15 protein-coding genes and 1 pseudogene are annotated in these 13,513 nt (G+C 64.1%); 6 read left to right on the forward strand and 10 right to left on the reverse strand.

Annotated elements, in window-relative coordinates; translation table 11 throughout:
• Positions 1-102 precede the first annotated feature (102 nt).
• From ACFY9W_RS28625 to ACFY9W_RS28650, 6 genes and pseudogenes are all read right to left on the reverse strand, one after another.
• Positions 103-681 carry a DJ-1/PfpI/YhbO family deglycase/protease gene (locus ACFY9W_RS28625; protein ID WP_391138075.1) on the reverse strand — a complete coding sequence of 193 codons (579 nt, stop codon included), beginning with the start codon at positions 679-681 and terminating at the stop codon, positions 103-105.
• A gap of 44 nt (positions 682-725) precedes the next feature.
• A complete protein-coding gene (locus ACFY9W_RS28630; protein ID WP_391138078.1) occupies positions 726-1,883 on the reverse strand; it encodes a phospholipase D-like domain-containing protein in 1,158 nt (385 codons plus the stop codon).
• Between the two features lies 1 nt (position 1,884).
• Complete coding sequence (locus tag ACFY9W_RS28635) at positions 1,885-2,466, reverse strand: YceI family protein (RefSeq protein WP_391138081.1); 582 nt, start codon at positions 2,464-2,466, stop codon at positions 1,885-1,887.
• 44 nt (positions 2,467-2,510) lie between these two features.
• Positions 2,511-2,807 (reverse strand): amidase, encoded by a 297-nt coding sequence (locus ACFY9W_RS28640; RefSeq protein ID WP_391138084.1) that lies wholly within the window; start codon positions 2,805-2,807, stop codon positions 2,511-2,513.
• Positions 2,804-3,879 (reverse strand): annotated as a pseudogene (locus tag ACFY9W_RS28645) (serine hydrolase domain-containing protein). The gene ACFY9W_RS28640 and the pseudogene ACFY9W_RS28645 overlap by 4 nt, the downstream one beginning before the upstream one ends.
• Positions 3,880-4,047: 168 nt before the next feature.
• Positions 4,048-4,935, reverse strand: coding sequence for an acyl-CoA dehydrogenase (locus ACFY9W_RS28650; protein WP_391138087.1), 888 nt, complete (start codon positions 4,933-4,935; stop codon positions 4,048-4,050).
• Between the two features lie 158 nt (positions 4,936-5,093).
• Between ACFY9W_RS28650 and olsB the strand changes: the two genes are divergently transcribed.
• Together olsB and ACFY9W_RS28660 are read left to right on the forward strand one after the other, a co-directional pair.
• The gene (olsB, locus tag ACFY9W_RS28655; RefSeq protein ID WP_391138090.1) at positions 5,094-5,849 is read left to right on the forward strand and encodes an L-ornithine N(alpha)-acyltransferase; all 756 of its coding nucleotides are present in this window, start codon (positions 5,094-5,096) and stop codon (positions 5,847-5,849) included.
• Positions 5,849-6,637: a 1-acyl-sn-glycerol-3-phosphate acyltransferase gene (locus ACFY9W_RS28660; protein WP_391138093.1), complete on the forward strand. Its 789-nt coding sequence runs from the start codon at positions 5,849-5,851 to the stop codon at positions 6,635-6,637. Before olsB ends, ACFY9W_RS28660 begins: the two co-directional genes overlap by 1 nt.
• Before the next feature lie 124 nt (positions 6,638-6,761).
• Here ACFY9W_RS28660 and ACFY9W_RS28665 read toward each other — a convergent pair whose 3' ends face one another.
• Positions 6,762-7,346 (reverse strand): ACP phosphodiesterase, encoded by a 585-nt coding sequence (locus ACFY9W_RS28665; RefSeq protein ID WP_391138096.1) that lies wholly within the window; start codon positions 7,344-7,346, stop codon positions 6,762-6,764.
• A gap of 150 nt (positions 7,347-7,496) precedes the next feature.
• Between ACFY9W_RS28665 and ACFY9W_RS28670 the strand changes: the two genes are divergently transcribed.
• Together ACFY9W_RS28670 and ACFY9W_RS28675 are read left to right on the forward strand one after the other, a co-directional pair.
• The gene (locus tag ACFY9W_RS28670) at positions 7,497-7,799 is read left to right on the forward strand and encodes a helix-turn-helix domain-containing protein (protein ID WP_391138099.1); all 303 of its coding nucleotides are present in this window, start codon (positions 7,497-7,499) and stop codon (positions 7,797-7,799) included.
• A gap of 17 nt (positions 7,800-7,816) precedes the next feature.
• Positions 7,817-8,866, forward strand: coding sequence for an alkene reductase (locus ACFY9W_RS28675; RefSeq protein ID WP_391138102.1), 1,050 nt, complete (start codon positions 7,817-7,819; stop codon positions 8,864-8,866).
• A 107-nt stretch (positions 8,867-8,973) separates the two neighbouring features.
• On the opposite strand, the gene ACFY9W_RS28680 is transcribed toward ACFY9W_RS28675, so the two are convergent.
• The 3 genes from ACFY9W_RS28680 to ACFY9W_RS28690 all read right to left on the reverse strand — a co-directional run bounded on the left by ACFY9W_RS28680 (position 8,974) and on the right by ACFY9W_RS28690 (position 11,875).
• On the reverse strand, positions 8,974-9,852 hold the full coding sequence (locus ACFY9W_RS28680; protein WP_391138105.1) for an ATPase: 879 nt from the start codon (positions 9,850-9,852) through the stop codon (positions 8,974-8,976).
• An 87-nt stretch (positions 9,853-9,939) separates the two neighbouring features.
• Positions 9,940-10,935: an NAD-dependent epimerase/dehydratase family protein gene (locus ACFY9W_RS28685; RefSeq protein ID WP_391138108.1), complete on the reverse strand. Its 996-nt coding sequence runs from the start codon at positions 10,933-10,935 to the stop codon at positions 9,940-9,942.
• Positions 10,936-10,984: 49 nt separating this feature from the next.
• Positions 10,985-11,875, reverse strand: coding sequence for an ArgP/LysG family DNA-binding transcriptional regulator (locus ACFY9W_RS28690; protein ID WP_391138111.1), 891 nt, complete (start codon positions 11,873-11,875; stop codon positions 10,985-10,987).
• A gap of 101 nt (positions 11,876-11,976) precedes the next feature.
• Here ACFY9W_RS28690 and ACFY9W_RS28695 point away from each other — a divergent pair, with 101 nt between their 5' ends.
• Positions 11,977-12,576, forward strand: a complete 600-nt coding sequence (locus tag ACFY9W_RS28695; protein WP_391138114.1) for a LysE family transporter — start codon at positions 11,977-11,979, stop codon at positions 12,574-12,576.
• Positions 12,577-12,772: 196 nt separating this feature from the next.
• Positions 12,773-13,369 carry a Fe-Mn family superoxide dismutase gene (locus ACFY9W_RS28700; RefSeq protein WP_391138117.1) on the forward strand — a complete coding sequence of 199 codons (597 nt, stop codon included), beginning with the start codon at positions 12,773-12,775 and terminating at the stop codon, positions 13,367-13,369.
• Positions 13,370-13,513 lie beyond the last annotated feature (144 nt).

Consider the following 13,513-nt stretch of genomic DNA (forward strand, 5'->3'; position numbering starts at 1 on the left):
TTGGACGGGGTGAGAACCGCGTCCAAGCCTCAAATGTGTAAACCATGTCCCCGGTTTACGATGTAAACGATGTCTCCGGTCGTACACCGCGAAGAGGCCCGGTCAGGCGATACGGGTGCCCAGCACCTTGAGGAAGGCCGCCAGCCACGCTGGATGCGCTGGCCACGCTGGCGCGGTCACCAGGTTGCCATCCACATGCGCCTGGTCCACGGCGATATCGATGAACGTGCCACCCGCCAACCGCACTTCCGGCGCACACGCCGGGTACGCGCTGCATTCGCGCCCTTCCAGCACCCCCGCCGCCGCCAGCAGCTGGGCACCGTGGCACACCGCTGCAATCGGCTTGCCTGCCTGGTCAAAGGCCCGCACCAGCTCCAGCACCTTTTCATCCAGGCGCAGGTACTCCGGCGCACGGCCACCCGGGATCAGCAGCGCGTCGTAACTCTCGGCCCGCACCCGCACGAAGTCATGGTTCAGGGCAAAGTTGTGCCCCGGCTTTTCACTGTAGGTCTGCTCACCCTCGAAATCATGGATGGCGGTGCGCACGGTCTGCCCTGCCACCTTTTCCGGGCACACCGCATGCACGGTGTGGCCCACCATGCTCAGGGCCTGGAACGGCACCATCGCCTCGTAATCCTCGACGTAGTCGCCCACCAGCATGAGAATCTTCTTCGCCGTCATCGCACCCACTCCTTCGGTTAACAGATACTGCACGATAGCCGCTGTCAGTCACGCCGGTCGAGCAGGTTGACCACCAGCCGGTCGATCCAGCCCCAGATCCGCTGTTTCACCCGGCGCCACAGGGGGCGGGCATGCCAGTGGTCAAGGTCGACTTCCTCGCTCAAGGCAAAGTCGCGCTCGAAACTGGCCACTACCGCCGCCGTCAACGGTGGGTCCAGCGCCTCGATGTTGGCCTCAAGGTTGAACCGCAGGTTCCAGTGGTCGAAGTTGCACGAACCGACGCTGACCCAGTCATCTACCACGGCCATCTTAAGGTGCAGGAAGCACGGCTGGTATTCGAAAATCCGCACCCCTGCCCGCAACAGACGTGGGTAGTAACGGTGCCCCGCGTAGCGCACCGATGGGTGATCGGTGCGTGGTCCCGTCAGCAACAGCCGTACATCAAGCCCCTTGCTGGCAGCCCGACGCAACGAGCGACGCACGCTCCAGGTCGGCAGAAAGTACGGCGTGGCCAGCCATACCCGTTGCTTGCCGCTGTTCAGCGCCCGCACCAGCGAGTGCAGGATGTCCTGGTGCTGGCGGGCGTCGGCATAGGCCACCCGGCCCATGCCCTGCCCCTGCGCAGGCACCTTGGGCAGGCGCGGCAGGCCGAAGCCTTCGGCAGGGCGCCAGGCGGTGCGACGGTTGTTGGCCGACCACTGGCGGTCGAACAGCAGTTGCCAGTCGTTCACCACCGGCCCCTGGATCTGCACCATCACCTCGTGCCACTCGCTGGTCGCATCGCCCGGCGTCCAGAATTCATCGGTAACGCCCGTGCCGCCCACCACTGCCCAGCGTTCATCCACCAGCAGCAGCTTGCGGTGGTCGCGGTACAGGTTGCGCAGGCCGCGCTTCCAGCGCAGTCGGTTGTACCAGCGCAAGTACACACCGGCGTCCACCAGCCGCTGGCGCAGGGCGCTGTTGAAGGCCAGCGAGCCATAGTCATCGAACAGGCAGCGCACCCGCACGCCACGCCGGGCGGCCTGCTCCAGCGCTTCGACCACCGCCTCGGCACAGGCCCCCGCTTCGACCAGGTACAGCTCCAGGTCGACCTGCACCTCGGCGCGCACAATCGCCGCCAGCATGCGCGGAAAGAACTCGGGGCCATCGATCAGCAGTTCGAACTGGTTGCCATCCCGCCAGGGGAAGACCGGCCCCGGCATGTCAGCGGGCGGTGAAGATCAGCACCGCGCTAACCGGTACCGACGGGTTGATGGACTTGAGCCCGGCGAACTTGCGCAGGGCTTGCAGGCCAGGCAGCAGGCCGAAGTCCTCGGCACGCAGTACCAGAGGTTCGAGGGTTACCACCTGAAAGCGCCGCTCATCCAGGCGGGTGGCCAGCAGCAACGCGTTGTAGCTATGCGACTGGCCATGCAGGGTAACGGTGAGCGGCAGGCGCAGTTCGATCTGTGCACCGTTGGCCAGGTCGTTGATCGGGCGCAGGTCCAGTTGTGCCTGCACCTTGGCTTCGGCAAAGCGCTCGACTTCGAACAGGTCGTCACGCATGCGTTCGTCCCGCAGCGGGATGCCGCTGCTTACCGAATCCATCTCGATGCTCAGCCCGGCCGCGCCCTTACGGTCGACCTTGCCGTGCAGCACCAAAAAGCGATGCACTTCGGCCGTATCACCGTTCTTGCCGGTAATGAACGACAGGCGTGAAGATTCGCCATCGAGGTGCCAATTGGCATGGGCGGGCAGGCAAAAAGCCAGCAACAAGGCGGGCAACAGACGGGGCAGCTTGAACATGACAGATCTCGTGAAACCAGGCCGCCAACCTTACCCGCCCGCCTTCATGGCAGCAAGCGGCAGCCCTCGCGCTGGCCCTGCCAGGCAGCCTGGTTGCGCCGCCCCAGGCCCACAGCAATGACGTGCCGTTGCGGGGTGTTTTCCTTCAGCAGGCTCAGCGGCAGCCATTGCTTCACATAGCCTTGGCAGTACGCCTGCTCGAAACCCATGACAAAGCGGCACGAACAGTACTCCTTGGCCGAATAAGCCGAGAGGATGCCGGGGAAATCTGCCAGTGCCTGACGCTCGTGCCAGGACCAGAATACCAACCCCAGCAGCACCAGCAGCAGCAAGCGCTTCATGCCCCCTCCCCGGCCAATGCCGCCAACACCCGCTTGAGCAGTTCGTCGTGCTGGTAACTGCCGTCACGGTCATCGGCATAGCGTACGATCACCAGCTTTTGCGCAGGTATTACGTACAGCGCCTGGCCCCAATGGCCAAGGGCGGCGAAGGTATCTGCGGGCGCATTGGGCCAAGGCCGCCCAGTACCGGCCAGCGGCTGGTTGAGCCACCAGTGGCCGCCCGGGTTGGCCTCACCGGCGGCAGGTTCGGCATGGGCAAACGGCGTACGGTTGAAGGCCACCCAGGCCTTGGGCAGCAGTTGCCTGCCTTGCCACTGCCCCTCGCGCTGCATCAGCAAGCCGATACGCGCCAAGTCTCGGGCGCTGAGGTAAAGATAGGAAGAGCCCACGTAGGTGCCCGCCCGGTCACGCTCCCACACCGCGCTTTCGATACCCAACGGGGTGAACAGCGCGTGCCAGGGGTAATCGGCGTACTGCCCGGCATCGAGCATGCCGCGCAGCGCAGCAGCCAGCAGGTTGCTGTCGCCACTGGAGTAGAGGAATCGCTGACCGGGGCTGGCCGACGCCCCCCGCGCCGCCGTATAGGCGGCCATGTCCTCGCGGCCACGGGTATACAGCATGGCCACCACCGAAGACTTGAGCGGTGCGTATTCGTAGTCCTCCTGCCAGTCCAGGCCGCTGGCCCAGTGCAGCAGGTCGACCATGCGTATGCCCGGGTGCTCGCGCATGGCGGGGTAGAAACGCGTGACCGGGTCCTGCAACTGGAAGCGCCCTTCGCCTTGGGCCACGCCCAGCAGGGTAGCGAGTACGCTCTTGCTGACCGACCAGGTCAGGTGTGCGGTGGCGGCGGTGGTGGGGGCGGCGTAGCGTTCGTGGAGGATGCGGCCATCGCGGATGATCAGCAGGGCGTCGGTGCGGATGCCGCTGCGGTCAGGGGCGCGGGGGGGAAGGCGTAGGCGTCGACGGCTTGCCAGTTGGGGGTGGCAGGGTCGGTCTCCCAGTGTGGATCAGGCCAGTTTTCAGCCCAGGCGCTACCCGCCACCATCGCTATGATGACCAACAGTATCTTCATCGAGCTCGCCTTGATTGGGGCTGCTTTGCAGCCCTTCGCGGGCTCGCCCGCTCCCACAGGGATCGCGCAATAGTTCAACCCAGCGGTACACCTGTGGGAGCGGGCGAGCCCGCGAAGGGCCGCAAAGCGGCCCCACGATTGATCGGTTCACGCAACCCTATCAGGCGCTCATGACAATCCCGCAGCAGCCCAGGCCTTGTTCAGCCGCTTCTCCCGGGCCACCGCCGCCAGCGCCATCACCCCCTGATCCCGCTGCCAGATCTGCGCCCAATGCGCCGGCCCGGCCGCCAATGCCGCATCAATCTCCCCCCGCAACGCCTGGAACTGCGCAAACAGCCCGCCCAACAGCAAATGGCATCCCACACTGTCGGCACACTGACGGCTACCCTCTGCACACCCGGCCAGCAACCCAAGCAATTGCAGGCGCAACCCCTGTGGCCATGCACACGCCTGCCCCACGCCATACAACCAGGCTGTCAACGCCGTAAGCACGTACAAGTCCTCCAGCGAGCGGAACGGTTTTACATAGGCATCCCAACCGTCACCGGCCAGCAACTCGCACGCGGCCTGATCCAGCAACAGCCGGCCATGGCCGACTTCCGGCATCAGCGGCAGGGTTGGTAATGGCTCCAGCGTCACCCCGGGCTCCCCGGGGTAGACCACCGCCAGGTTCAACCGTGGTGCCTCGCCAGCCGCTTCGCTACGCGCCGCCACCAGTAGCCACTCCGCTTCCAACCCTGCCGTGACGAAATCCTTGCTGCCCGTCAGTCGCAAGTCATCAAGGCGCGTGTGCATGTCCGCCGGCCGCACACTGCGCCGTTCGGTTGCGCACAAGGCGCCGAGGCTAGCCGGCGCACTGGGCCACAGCACCCGCAAGGCAGCCTGGTAACCCACCAGGAAGGCCAGGCCCGGCGTGGCCATCGCGCGCGCGCCCAGTACCGCCAGTTCGAAGGGGGCCACCGGGCCGAGGCGCTCAAGCAGTGCGCCATAGGTTTCGCCCAGGGTGCCCGCCAGCGCATGACGAAACGGGTCATTCAATCGTTGCAACCAGGCCATGGGACGACTCCTTGCTGGGGAATTCTGCTCAAGGTTTGGGGGTGTCACGCAAGCATCACCAAAGATTCACAGGGGTGACACCGCGTCTACCTAGGCTGACTTTGCACAACAAAGCCGACCGGCCGCAACCCTTCATGGCTGGCTTATGGAGACTCGTAATGACTCGGATCGCTCACGCTGGCGACAACAGCACCGAACGCCGTCTGCAAGCCGAACGCCTGGTTGGCGCCGCGGCGCTGCAAGAGGCCCAGGCCCTGCGCTACAAAGTGTTCAGTGCAGAATTCAAGGCCAAGCTCAAGGGCGCCGAGCAGGGTCTGGACATGGACGATTACGACGTGTACTGCCGCCACATTGGTGTACGTGACCTGAGCACCGGCGAGCTGGTCGCGACCACTCGCCTGCTCGATCACCAGGCCGCCAGCAGCCTGGGCCGCTTCTACAGCGAAGAAGAATTCCGCCTGCACGGCCTGCTGCAACTGCAAGGGCCGATTCTCGAACTGGGCCGCACCTGCGTCGCCCCCGACTACCGCAACGGCGGCACCATCGCGGTGCTCTGGGGTGAACTGGCCGAGGTGCTCAACGAGGGCCGCTACAGCTACCTCATGGGCTGCGCCAGTATCCCGATGCAGGACGGCGGCGTGCAGGCTCACGCCGTGATGCAGCGCCTGCGTGACCGTTACCTGTGCACCGAACACCTGCGCGCCGAGCCGAAGAACCCGCTGCCGAGCCTGGCCCTGCCCGGCAACGTCATCGCCGAAATGCCACCGCTGCTCAAGGCCTACATGCGCCTGGGCGCAAAAATCTGTGGCGAGCCGTGTTGGGACGAAGACTTCCAGGTAGCCGACGTCTTCATCCTGCTCAAGCGCGACGACCTGTGCCCGCGCTACGCCCGCCACTTCAAGGCGGCGGTCTGATGCCGAAGCTGCGGGTAATGGCCCGCCTGGCTCGACTGCTGTTGGTACTGGCGCTGGGCATGTTGATGGCCAGCCTGATCGCCCTTGCCGAGCGCCTGGGCTTCAAGCCCCACATCGAACGGCGCCAGCGCTGGACCTGTCTGTTCATGAAACGCCTGGTTGCTGCCCTGCCCTTCGACGTGAAGGTCGTCGGCGAGCTGCCGCAGCGGCCGATGCTGTGGGTCAGCAACCATGTTTCCTGGACCGACATTCCCCTGCTCGGCATGTTGATGCCGCTGTCGTTCCTGTCCAAGGCTGAAGTACGCCACTGGCCTGTAGCCGGTTGGCTGGCGGAAAAGGCCGGCACCCTGTTCATCCGCCGTGGCGGCGGCGACAGCCAGCGGCTGCGTGAGCAGATTGCCGGGCAACTGGGCATGGCCCGGCCGCTGCTGATCTTCCCTGAGGGGACCACCACCAGCGGCCGTACCCTGCGCACGTTCCACGGGCGCCTGCTGGCTGGCGCCATTGATCGGGGGGTGGCGGTGCAACCGGTGGCTATCCAGTACTTGCGCGATGGCCAGGTCGACCCGATTGCGCCTTTCATTGGCGATGATGACCTGGTGTCGCACCTGATGCGCCTGTTTGCCCAGCCGCGGGGCGAGGTGTGCATTCACCTGCTGCAACCGATTGGCAGCGTGGGCAAGGAGCGTGCGGTGCTGGCGTTGCAGGCGCAGCAGGCGATTCACCTGGCGTTGTTCGGGGTTGAAGACATTGAGCTGGCGCCACGGCGGCAGGCGCGGGCTGCCTGAGACTCTCGCATTTTCTGACCCGGCCTCTTCGCGGGCTTGCCCGCTCCCACCTCGACCGCATAGCACTCAAGCCATGTGCAGTACCTGTGGGAGCGGGCAAGCCCGCGAAGAAACCAGCACAGAACTAACTGCCAGACGTCCGCCCCGCCGCCGCAAATGCCTGCAACTGCGGGTAGAACTCGCGAAAGTCCGCCATCAGCGGCTCATACAGCCGCTCCAGCTCACCCATCACCCCAGCCATTCCTTCCGGCCGCGACAGCCGTCGCGCAATGCCGTTGAACACCTGCTCCAGCGTGGCAAAGTCGCCATACGCCCCCAGCCAGTCATCGGCCGCCATGAACGGCGCAATCCGCGCCAGCCGCCCCGGCAACTCCGGTTCTGCCAGCAACACCCGATAGAACTCCCCGGTGAACTGATCCAGCGGCTGCTCGGCATAATCAGCCCAATGCCGCGCCAGGCAATGGTCGAAGAACACATCCAGCACGATACCGGCAAAGCGCCGCCGCTCACGCGGAAAACGCGCCAATGCCGCCAGCACCAGCGGGTGCTGGTCGGTGTAGCTGTCGATATGCCGGTGCAGCCGAATGGCTGCCTCCAGCGCAGGCGGGAAGCGCCCCTCCAGCGAGCCTTTGACAAAGTCGCCATACAGGCTGCCAAGCAGTTGTTGCGGCGCCGGGCCGCCCAGGTGCAGGTGTGCGAGGTAGTTCATGCGCGCAGTCTAGCACTGCGCAGACCTGTATCGTTATAACGCGATATAGCGATTCGCACTCAGCTCAGAACCTCTTCATATTTGTATATCGGGAACGGGCGATTTACATTTCGTCCTATCGCGATATACCGCAACAACGAGCCTCAACCCATGCCTCTCGATCTCGACGAAATCATAAAAGCGCTGGCCCATCCGGTCAGGCGAGAAATCCTCAGCTGGCTGAAAGACCCGGCAACGCAATTTCCCGACCAGTACCACAGCACTGACAACGGTGTCTGTGCCGGGCAGATCGACCAACGCTGCGGCCTGTCGCAGTCGACTGTCTCCGCCCACCTGGCCACCCTGCAACGCGCCGGGCTGATCAGCAGCCAGAAGATCGGCCAATGGCACTTCTTCAAACGTAACGAGGCCACCATCGAGGCGTTCCTCGAACAACTGCGCCAAGCACTTTGACAAGGCAGTTAACCACCATGACCACGCTTTTCGATCCGATCACCCTGGGCGACCTGCAATTGCCCAACCGCATCATCATGGCCCCGCTCACCCGCTGCCGCGCCGACGAAGGCCGCGTACCCAATGCGCTGATGGCCGAATACTACGTGCAGCGCGCCAGCGCCGGGCTGATTCTCAGCGAGGCGACTTCGGTCAGCGCCATGGGCGTCGGCTACCCCGATACCCCTGGCATCTGGAACGATGAACAGGTGCGTGGCTGGAACAACGTCACCAAGGCCGTACATGCCGCAGGCGGGCGCATCTTCCTGCAACTGTGGCATGTTGGCCGCATCTCTCACTCCAGCTACCTGAACGGCGAGCTGCCGGTGGCCCCCAGCGCGATCCAGCCCAAGGGCCATGTGAGCCTGGTACGCCCGCTGAGTGACTACCCCACCCCGCGTGCGCTGGAAACCGAAGAAATCACCGACATCGTCGAGGCCTACCGCAGCGGCGCGGAAAACGCCAAGGCGGCCGGTTTCGATGGTGTGGAGATCCACGGCGCCAACGGCTACCTGCTCGACCAGTTCCTGCAAAGCAGCACCAACCAGCGCACCGACCGTTACGGCGGTTCGCTGGAAAATCGTGCGCGCCTGCTGCTGGAGGTGACCGATGCGGCCATCGAGGTGTGGGGCGCGAGCCGCGTGGGCGTGCACCTGGCACCGCGTGCCGATGCGCACGACATGGGTGATGCCGACCGGGCGGAAACCTTTACCTACGTGGCCCGGGAACTGGGCAAGCGTGGCATTGCCTTTATCTGCTCGCGTGAGCGGGAAGCGGATGACAGCATTGGCCCACTGATCAAGGAAGCGTTCGGCGGCCCGTACATCGTCAACGAGCGCTTTGACAAAGCCAGTGCCAATGCAGCCCTGGCCAGTGGCAAGGCCGATGCGGTGGCGTTTGGCGTGCCGTTCATTGCCAACCCTGACCTGCCGGCGCGGCTGGCGGCGGATGCGCCGTTGAACGAGGCGCGGCCGGAGACCTTCTACGGCAAGGGGCCGGTGGGGTATATCGATTACCCGCGGTTGTGATTAACGGCCATTCGCGGGCACGCCCGCTCCCACAGGGATATCACCAAGCCTGAAGGCTGTGGAGACTTTGTGGGAGCGGGCGTGCCCGCGAAGAAGGCTCAGGTGATCTAAGGCCGGGCACTGATCTGCTGTTGCAGGTTCTGGATCTGGCTCTGCAAGGTATTCAGATTGCGGGTCATCTGTGCCCGGAAGGCATCGAACTCCTGCACCGAAGCGCCACCCGCCGACGAAGCAGCGGGGCGGTTGTCGATCTGGCTCTTGAGCACGACCATGTCCTGCTCCAGGCTCTGGATCGCCGCACTGGGGTTACCCTGCTTCTTCAGCGCCGCCACATCGCTGCCCAGGCTCTTCAGCTGCCCATCCAGCTTGCCGCCATCCACCTGCGCGGCCTTCAGCGCAGCCACCTGCTCGTTCAAACCCTTGAACTGCGCATCCAGCTTGCCACCATCGACCTGGCCCGAACGCAACGCTGCCAGCTCACCATTCACCAGCTTCAATTGTGCCTGCAACTGGCCTTGCAGCTCGGCAACAGCCTTCTGCTGCTCACGGGTATCAGCCAGCACCTGCTCCAGGCGCTTGCCCAAGTCACCGGTCTGCCCCGCTACACCTTTCTGCAACTGACGCAGTTGCAACTTCAGCGCCTCGCTGTTGGTCGTGGCGCCAGACTCGCTGGCCGCCACCTTGCCACTGATCGCCTGCAGGCGCCCGGCCGCGTCTTCGCTGATGCGGGCAAAGCTCTCCTGGGTCGCCACCAGTTGCTGTTCCATCAGCGAGATCTGCTGGAAGCTCCACCAACCCAGGCCTGCCAATGCGATGAACGACGCACCCAGCAATGCCCACAGTGGCGCCGTGCTGGCGCCACGGGCGGCCTTCTGGCGGCTGCGCACCACGTGCGCCGGCATCAGTTCGTCATCATCAACAGTGCCCGCACGCAGGGTAGGCACGTCATCGTAGTCATCGTAGTCATCGTGAGCATGGTTACGCATGGATACATTCAACCGCGGTAGTCGCAAAGAGGCACGAGTATAAACCGCCAGCGCGGCACGTTGATGACCATCGTCCGCCCAGTGGCATCAATGCGCCTGCGGCAAGTGCTTCCACCAGCCACAGAACTCATCCAGCGCCGTCCACAGGCTGACCTTGGGCTGGTAGTCCAGGTATTGCCGCGCACGGCTGATGTCCAGGGTGAAATCGCGGCTCATCACCTGCATGCCCACGCGCGACAAGGTCGGTTGCGGGCGCCCGGGCCACAGCATGCAGGCCGCTTCGTTCAGCGCGGCCAGGCTGTAGGCCAGGCCGTAGGAACGGTAGCGGGTAACCTGTGGCAGCTGCATCTGGCGCATCACGTAGTTGACCACGTCCCACAGCGGCAGCGGTTGACCGTTACTGATGTTGTAGGCCTGGCCCAGCGCGCGCTCTTCAGCGAACAGTGCGCTGAGCAGCGCCTCGTTGAGGTTGTGCACACTGGTGAAATCAACCTTGTTCAGGCCGTTGCCGATGATTGCCACACGGCCTTTGCGCTGCATCTGCATCAGCCTCGGGAAAATGCTGGCATCACCGGCGCCCGTAACGAAGCGCGGGCGCAGGGCCAGCACTTCCAGGCCAAACTCCTGCGCACCGAACACTTTCTGCTCGGCCAGGTGCTTGGTGTGCCCGTAGTGATCGTGGAAGCGGCGCGGTACCTGGTCTTCACGGATATCCACACGCGAATGGCCATTGAAGTAGATCGACGGCGACGACAGGTGAACCAGCCGCCGGACATGCTCCTTCAGGCAGCCCTCGACCACGTTCTCGGTGACGACCACATTGCCCTGGTAGAAGTCCTGATAGCGCCCCCAAGTGCCCACTGCACCGGCGCAGTGCACCACGGCATCGATGCCTTGGCACAGGCGACGGGCCAGTTCGGCATCGCCAAGGTCGCCAGGAATGAACTGGGCGCCGCGCTTGACCAGGTGCTCGACCCCTTCGGCGCGGCGGCCGCTGACCCGCACGTCCAGGCCCTGCTCCAGGGCAAAGCGCGCAAAGCGCCCGCCAATGAAGCCACTCGCGCCGGTGACCAGAATTCGCATGTAAGACTCCGTCTTGCCAGATTTCAGATGCAACTGACGCCAGCCGTGGCTACAAGGGCACCAGCCAATGCCGTGCGGTGTGCCGCAGGTGGTCGGTCAGTTGCGCGAGCAGTTGCCCGCCATTGCGCCAATGATGCCAGTACAGAGGCACATCGATTGGGGTATCGCTGCAGATTTCCACCAACTGCCCGCTGGCCAGTTGCTCCCGGGCCTGCAATTCGGGCACCAGCCCCCAGCCAAGCCCCGCCTCGGTCATGCGCAGGAAGCCTTCGGATGACGGGCACAGGTGGTGCAGGAAACCGTCCTCGATGCCGAGCGATGCCAGGTAGCGGTGCTGCAGGAAGTCGTCCGGGCCGTACACGATCGCCGGGGTGCGGGCCAGGCGGCTGGCGACAAAGCCCTGGGGAAAATGCCGCGCCATGAACCCGGGGCTTGCCAACGCCCGGTAGCGCATCGCCCCCAGTGGCAGGCTGCGTGCCCCGGCGACAGGGCGTTCACTGCCACACAGGCAGGCCGCCACCTCACCCGCACGCATGCGTTTCAGGCCCACTTCCTGATCTTCTACAACCAGGTCGGTCAGCACGTTCTGCTGCGCACAGAAGTTGCCCACCGCGCCAGCCCACCACGTGGCCAGGCTATCGGCGTTGAGGGCGATGCGCAGGCGCTCCGGCATGCCCTCTTCGTCCAGCGCCGGCACCTGGCGCTGCAAGTCGCGTTCAAGCAGGCGCACCTGCTGCACATGGTTGAGCAACTGGCGGCCGACCTCGGTCGGACTGGGCGGTGTGGCACGCACCAGCACTGGCTGCCCGACTCGGGCCTCCAGCAACTTGATGCGCTGCGAAATGGCCGACTGCGACAAACCCAGCACTTGCGCCGCGCGCTCGAAACCACCCTGTTCGATCACCGCCGCAAGGGCGGCCAGCAGCTTGTAGTCGAACATCGATTTTCCTAATGACGGATCAGCTTTATTTGTTTTTCTTATACAGGGCAAAACATCAGAATGACCACCATCTTTTTCGGTTTTTCAATGGAGAGCACGCCATGTGGCAAAGCTATATCAACGGCATGCTGGTGGCCTTGGGGCTGATCATGGCCATCGGTGCGCAGAACGCCTTCGTGCTCGCGCAAAGCCTGCGCCGCGAGCATCACCTGCCGGTGGCGGCGCTGTGCATCGTCTGTGATGCCATCCTGGTGGCTGCCGGTGTGTTTGGCCTGGCAACGGTGCTGGCGCACAACCCGACCTTGCTGGCAGTCGCACGCTGGGGTGGTGCCGTGTTCCTCATCTGGTACGGCGCCAAGGCGTTGCGCAGCGCCTGTTCGAAGCAAAGCCTGCAACACCAGCAGGGCCAAGGCACGCGCTCGCGGCGGGCGGTGCTGCTCAGCGCCCTGGCGGTAACCCTGCTCAACCCGCACGTGTACCTCGACACGGTGTTGCTGATCGGCTCGCTGGGCGCCCAGCAGACCGTGCCCGCGGCTTACGTGGCCGGCGCAGCCAGTGCTTCGCTGCTGTGGTTCTCGACCTTGGCGATCGGCGCAGCCTGGCTGGCACCTTGGCTGGCACGGCCTGCAACCTGGCGCATGCTCGACCTGATGGTGGCGGTGATGATGTTCGCAGTGGCGGCGCAGTTGATCTTTTCCTGAATACACGCCACCGGTCGGTAACGTGTAACCGCTCTGGAACCTCTATTCCCTATCTTTGTTGCGTGGTTATGCGCCGGGGCTGGTGCTATGATCGGGGGCTTGCGTCGCAAAGAGTACAAACTCGCCGACGCTCATAGGGCCGCCCGTGATCGGCCCTGCGCAAACCGCGAACTAGACCTGAATCAGGAGATCCACCATGGCTTTTGAATTGCCGCCGCTGCCGTACGCCCACGATGCCCTGCAGCCGCACATCTCCAAGGAAACCCTGGAGTATCACCACGACAAGCACCACAACACCTATGTCGTGAACCTGAACAACCTGGTCCCAGGCACCGAATTCGAAGGCAAGACCCTGGAAGAGATCGTCAAGTCCTCTTCGGGCGGCATCTTCAACAACGCCGCTCAGGTCTGGAACCACACCTTCTACTGGAACTGCCTGGCACCTAACGCCGGTGGCCAACCGACCGGTGCCCTGGCTGACGCCATCAACGCCGCTTTCGGTTCCTTCGACAAGTTCAAGGAAGAGTTCACCAAGACTTCGGTTGGCACCTTCGGTTCCGGCTGGGGCTGGCTGGTGAAGAAGGCTGACGGTTCCCTGGCCCTGGCCAGCACCATCGGCGCCGGCTGCCCGCTGACCAGCGGCGACACCCCGCTGCTGACCTGCGACGTCTGGGAACACGCCTACTACATCGACTACCGCAACGTCCGTCCGAAGTACGTCGAGGCGTTCTGGAACCTGGTCAACTGGAAGTTCGTTGCCGAGCAGTTCGAAGGCAATACCTTCAAGGCCTGAGTCCTTCAGCCCTGAACGTAAAAACCCGGCCATGTGCCGGGTTTTTTTATGGTTCTTCACGGATTGCCGGGAAAGTCATTCTTGATCTTCATGAAAAAGAACTCGCTGTCCCGGTAGCCGTAAGCCATCCGCTTGATCACCTTG

The organism is Pseudomonas sp. NPDC008258 (genome assembly GCF_042956345.1).
Classification (GTDB): Bacteria; Pseudomonadota; Gammaproteobacteria; order Pseudomonadales; family Pseudomonadaceae; genus Aquipseudomonas.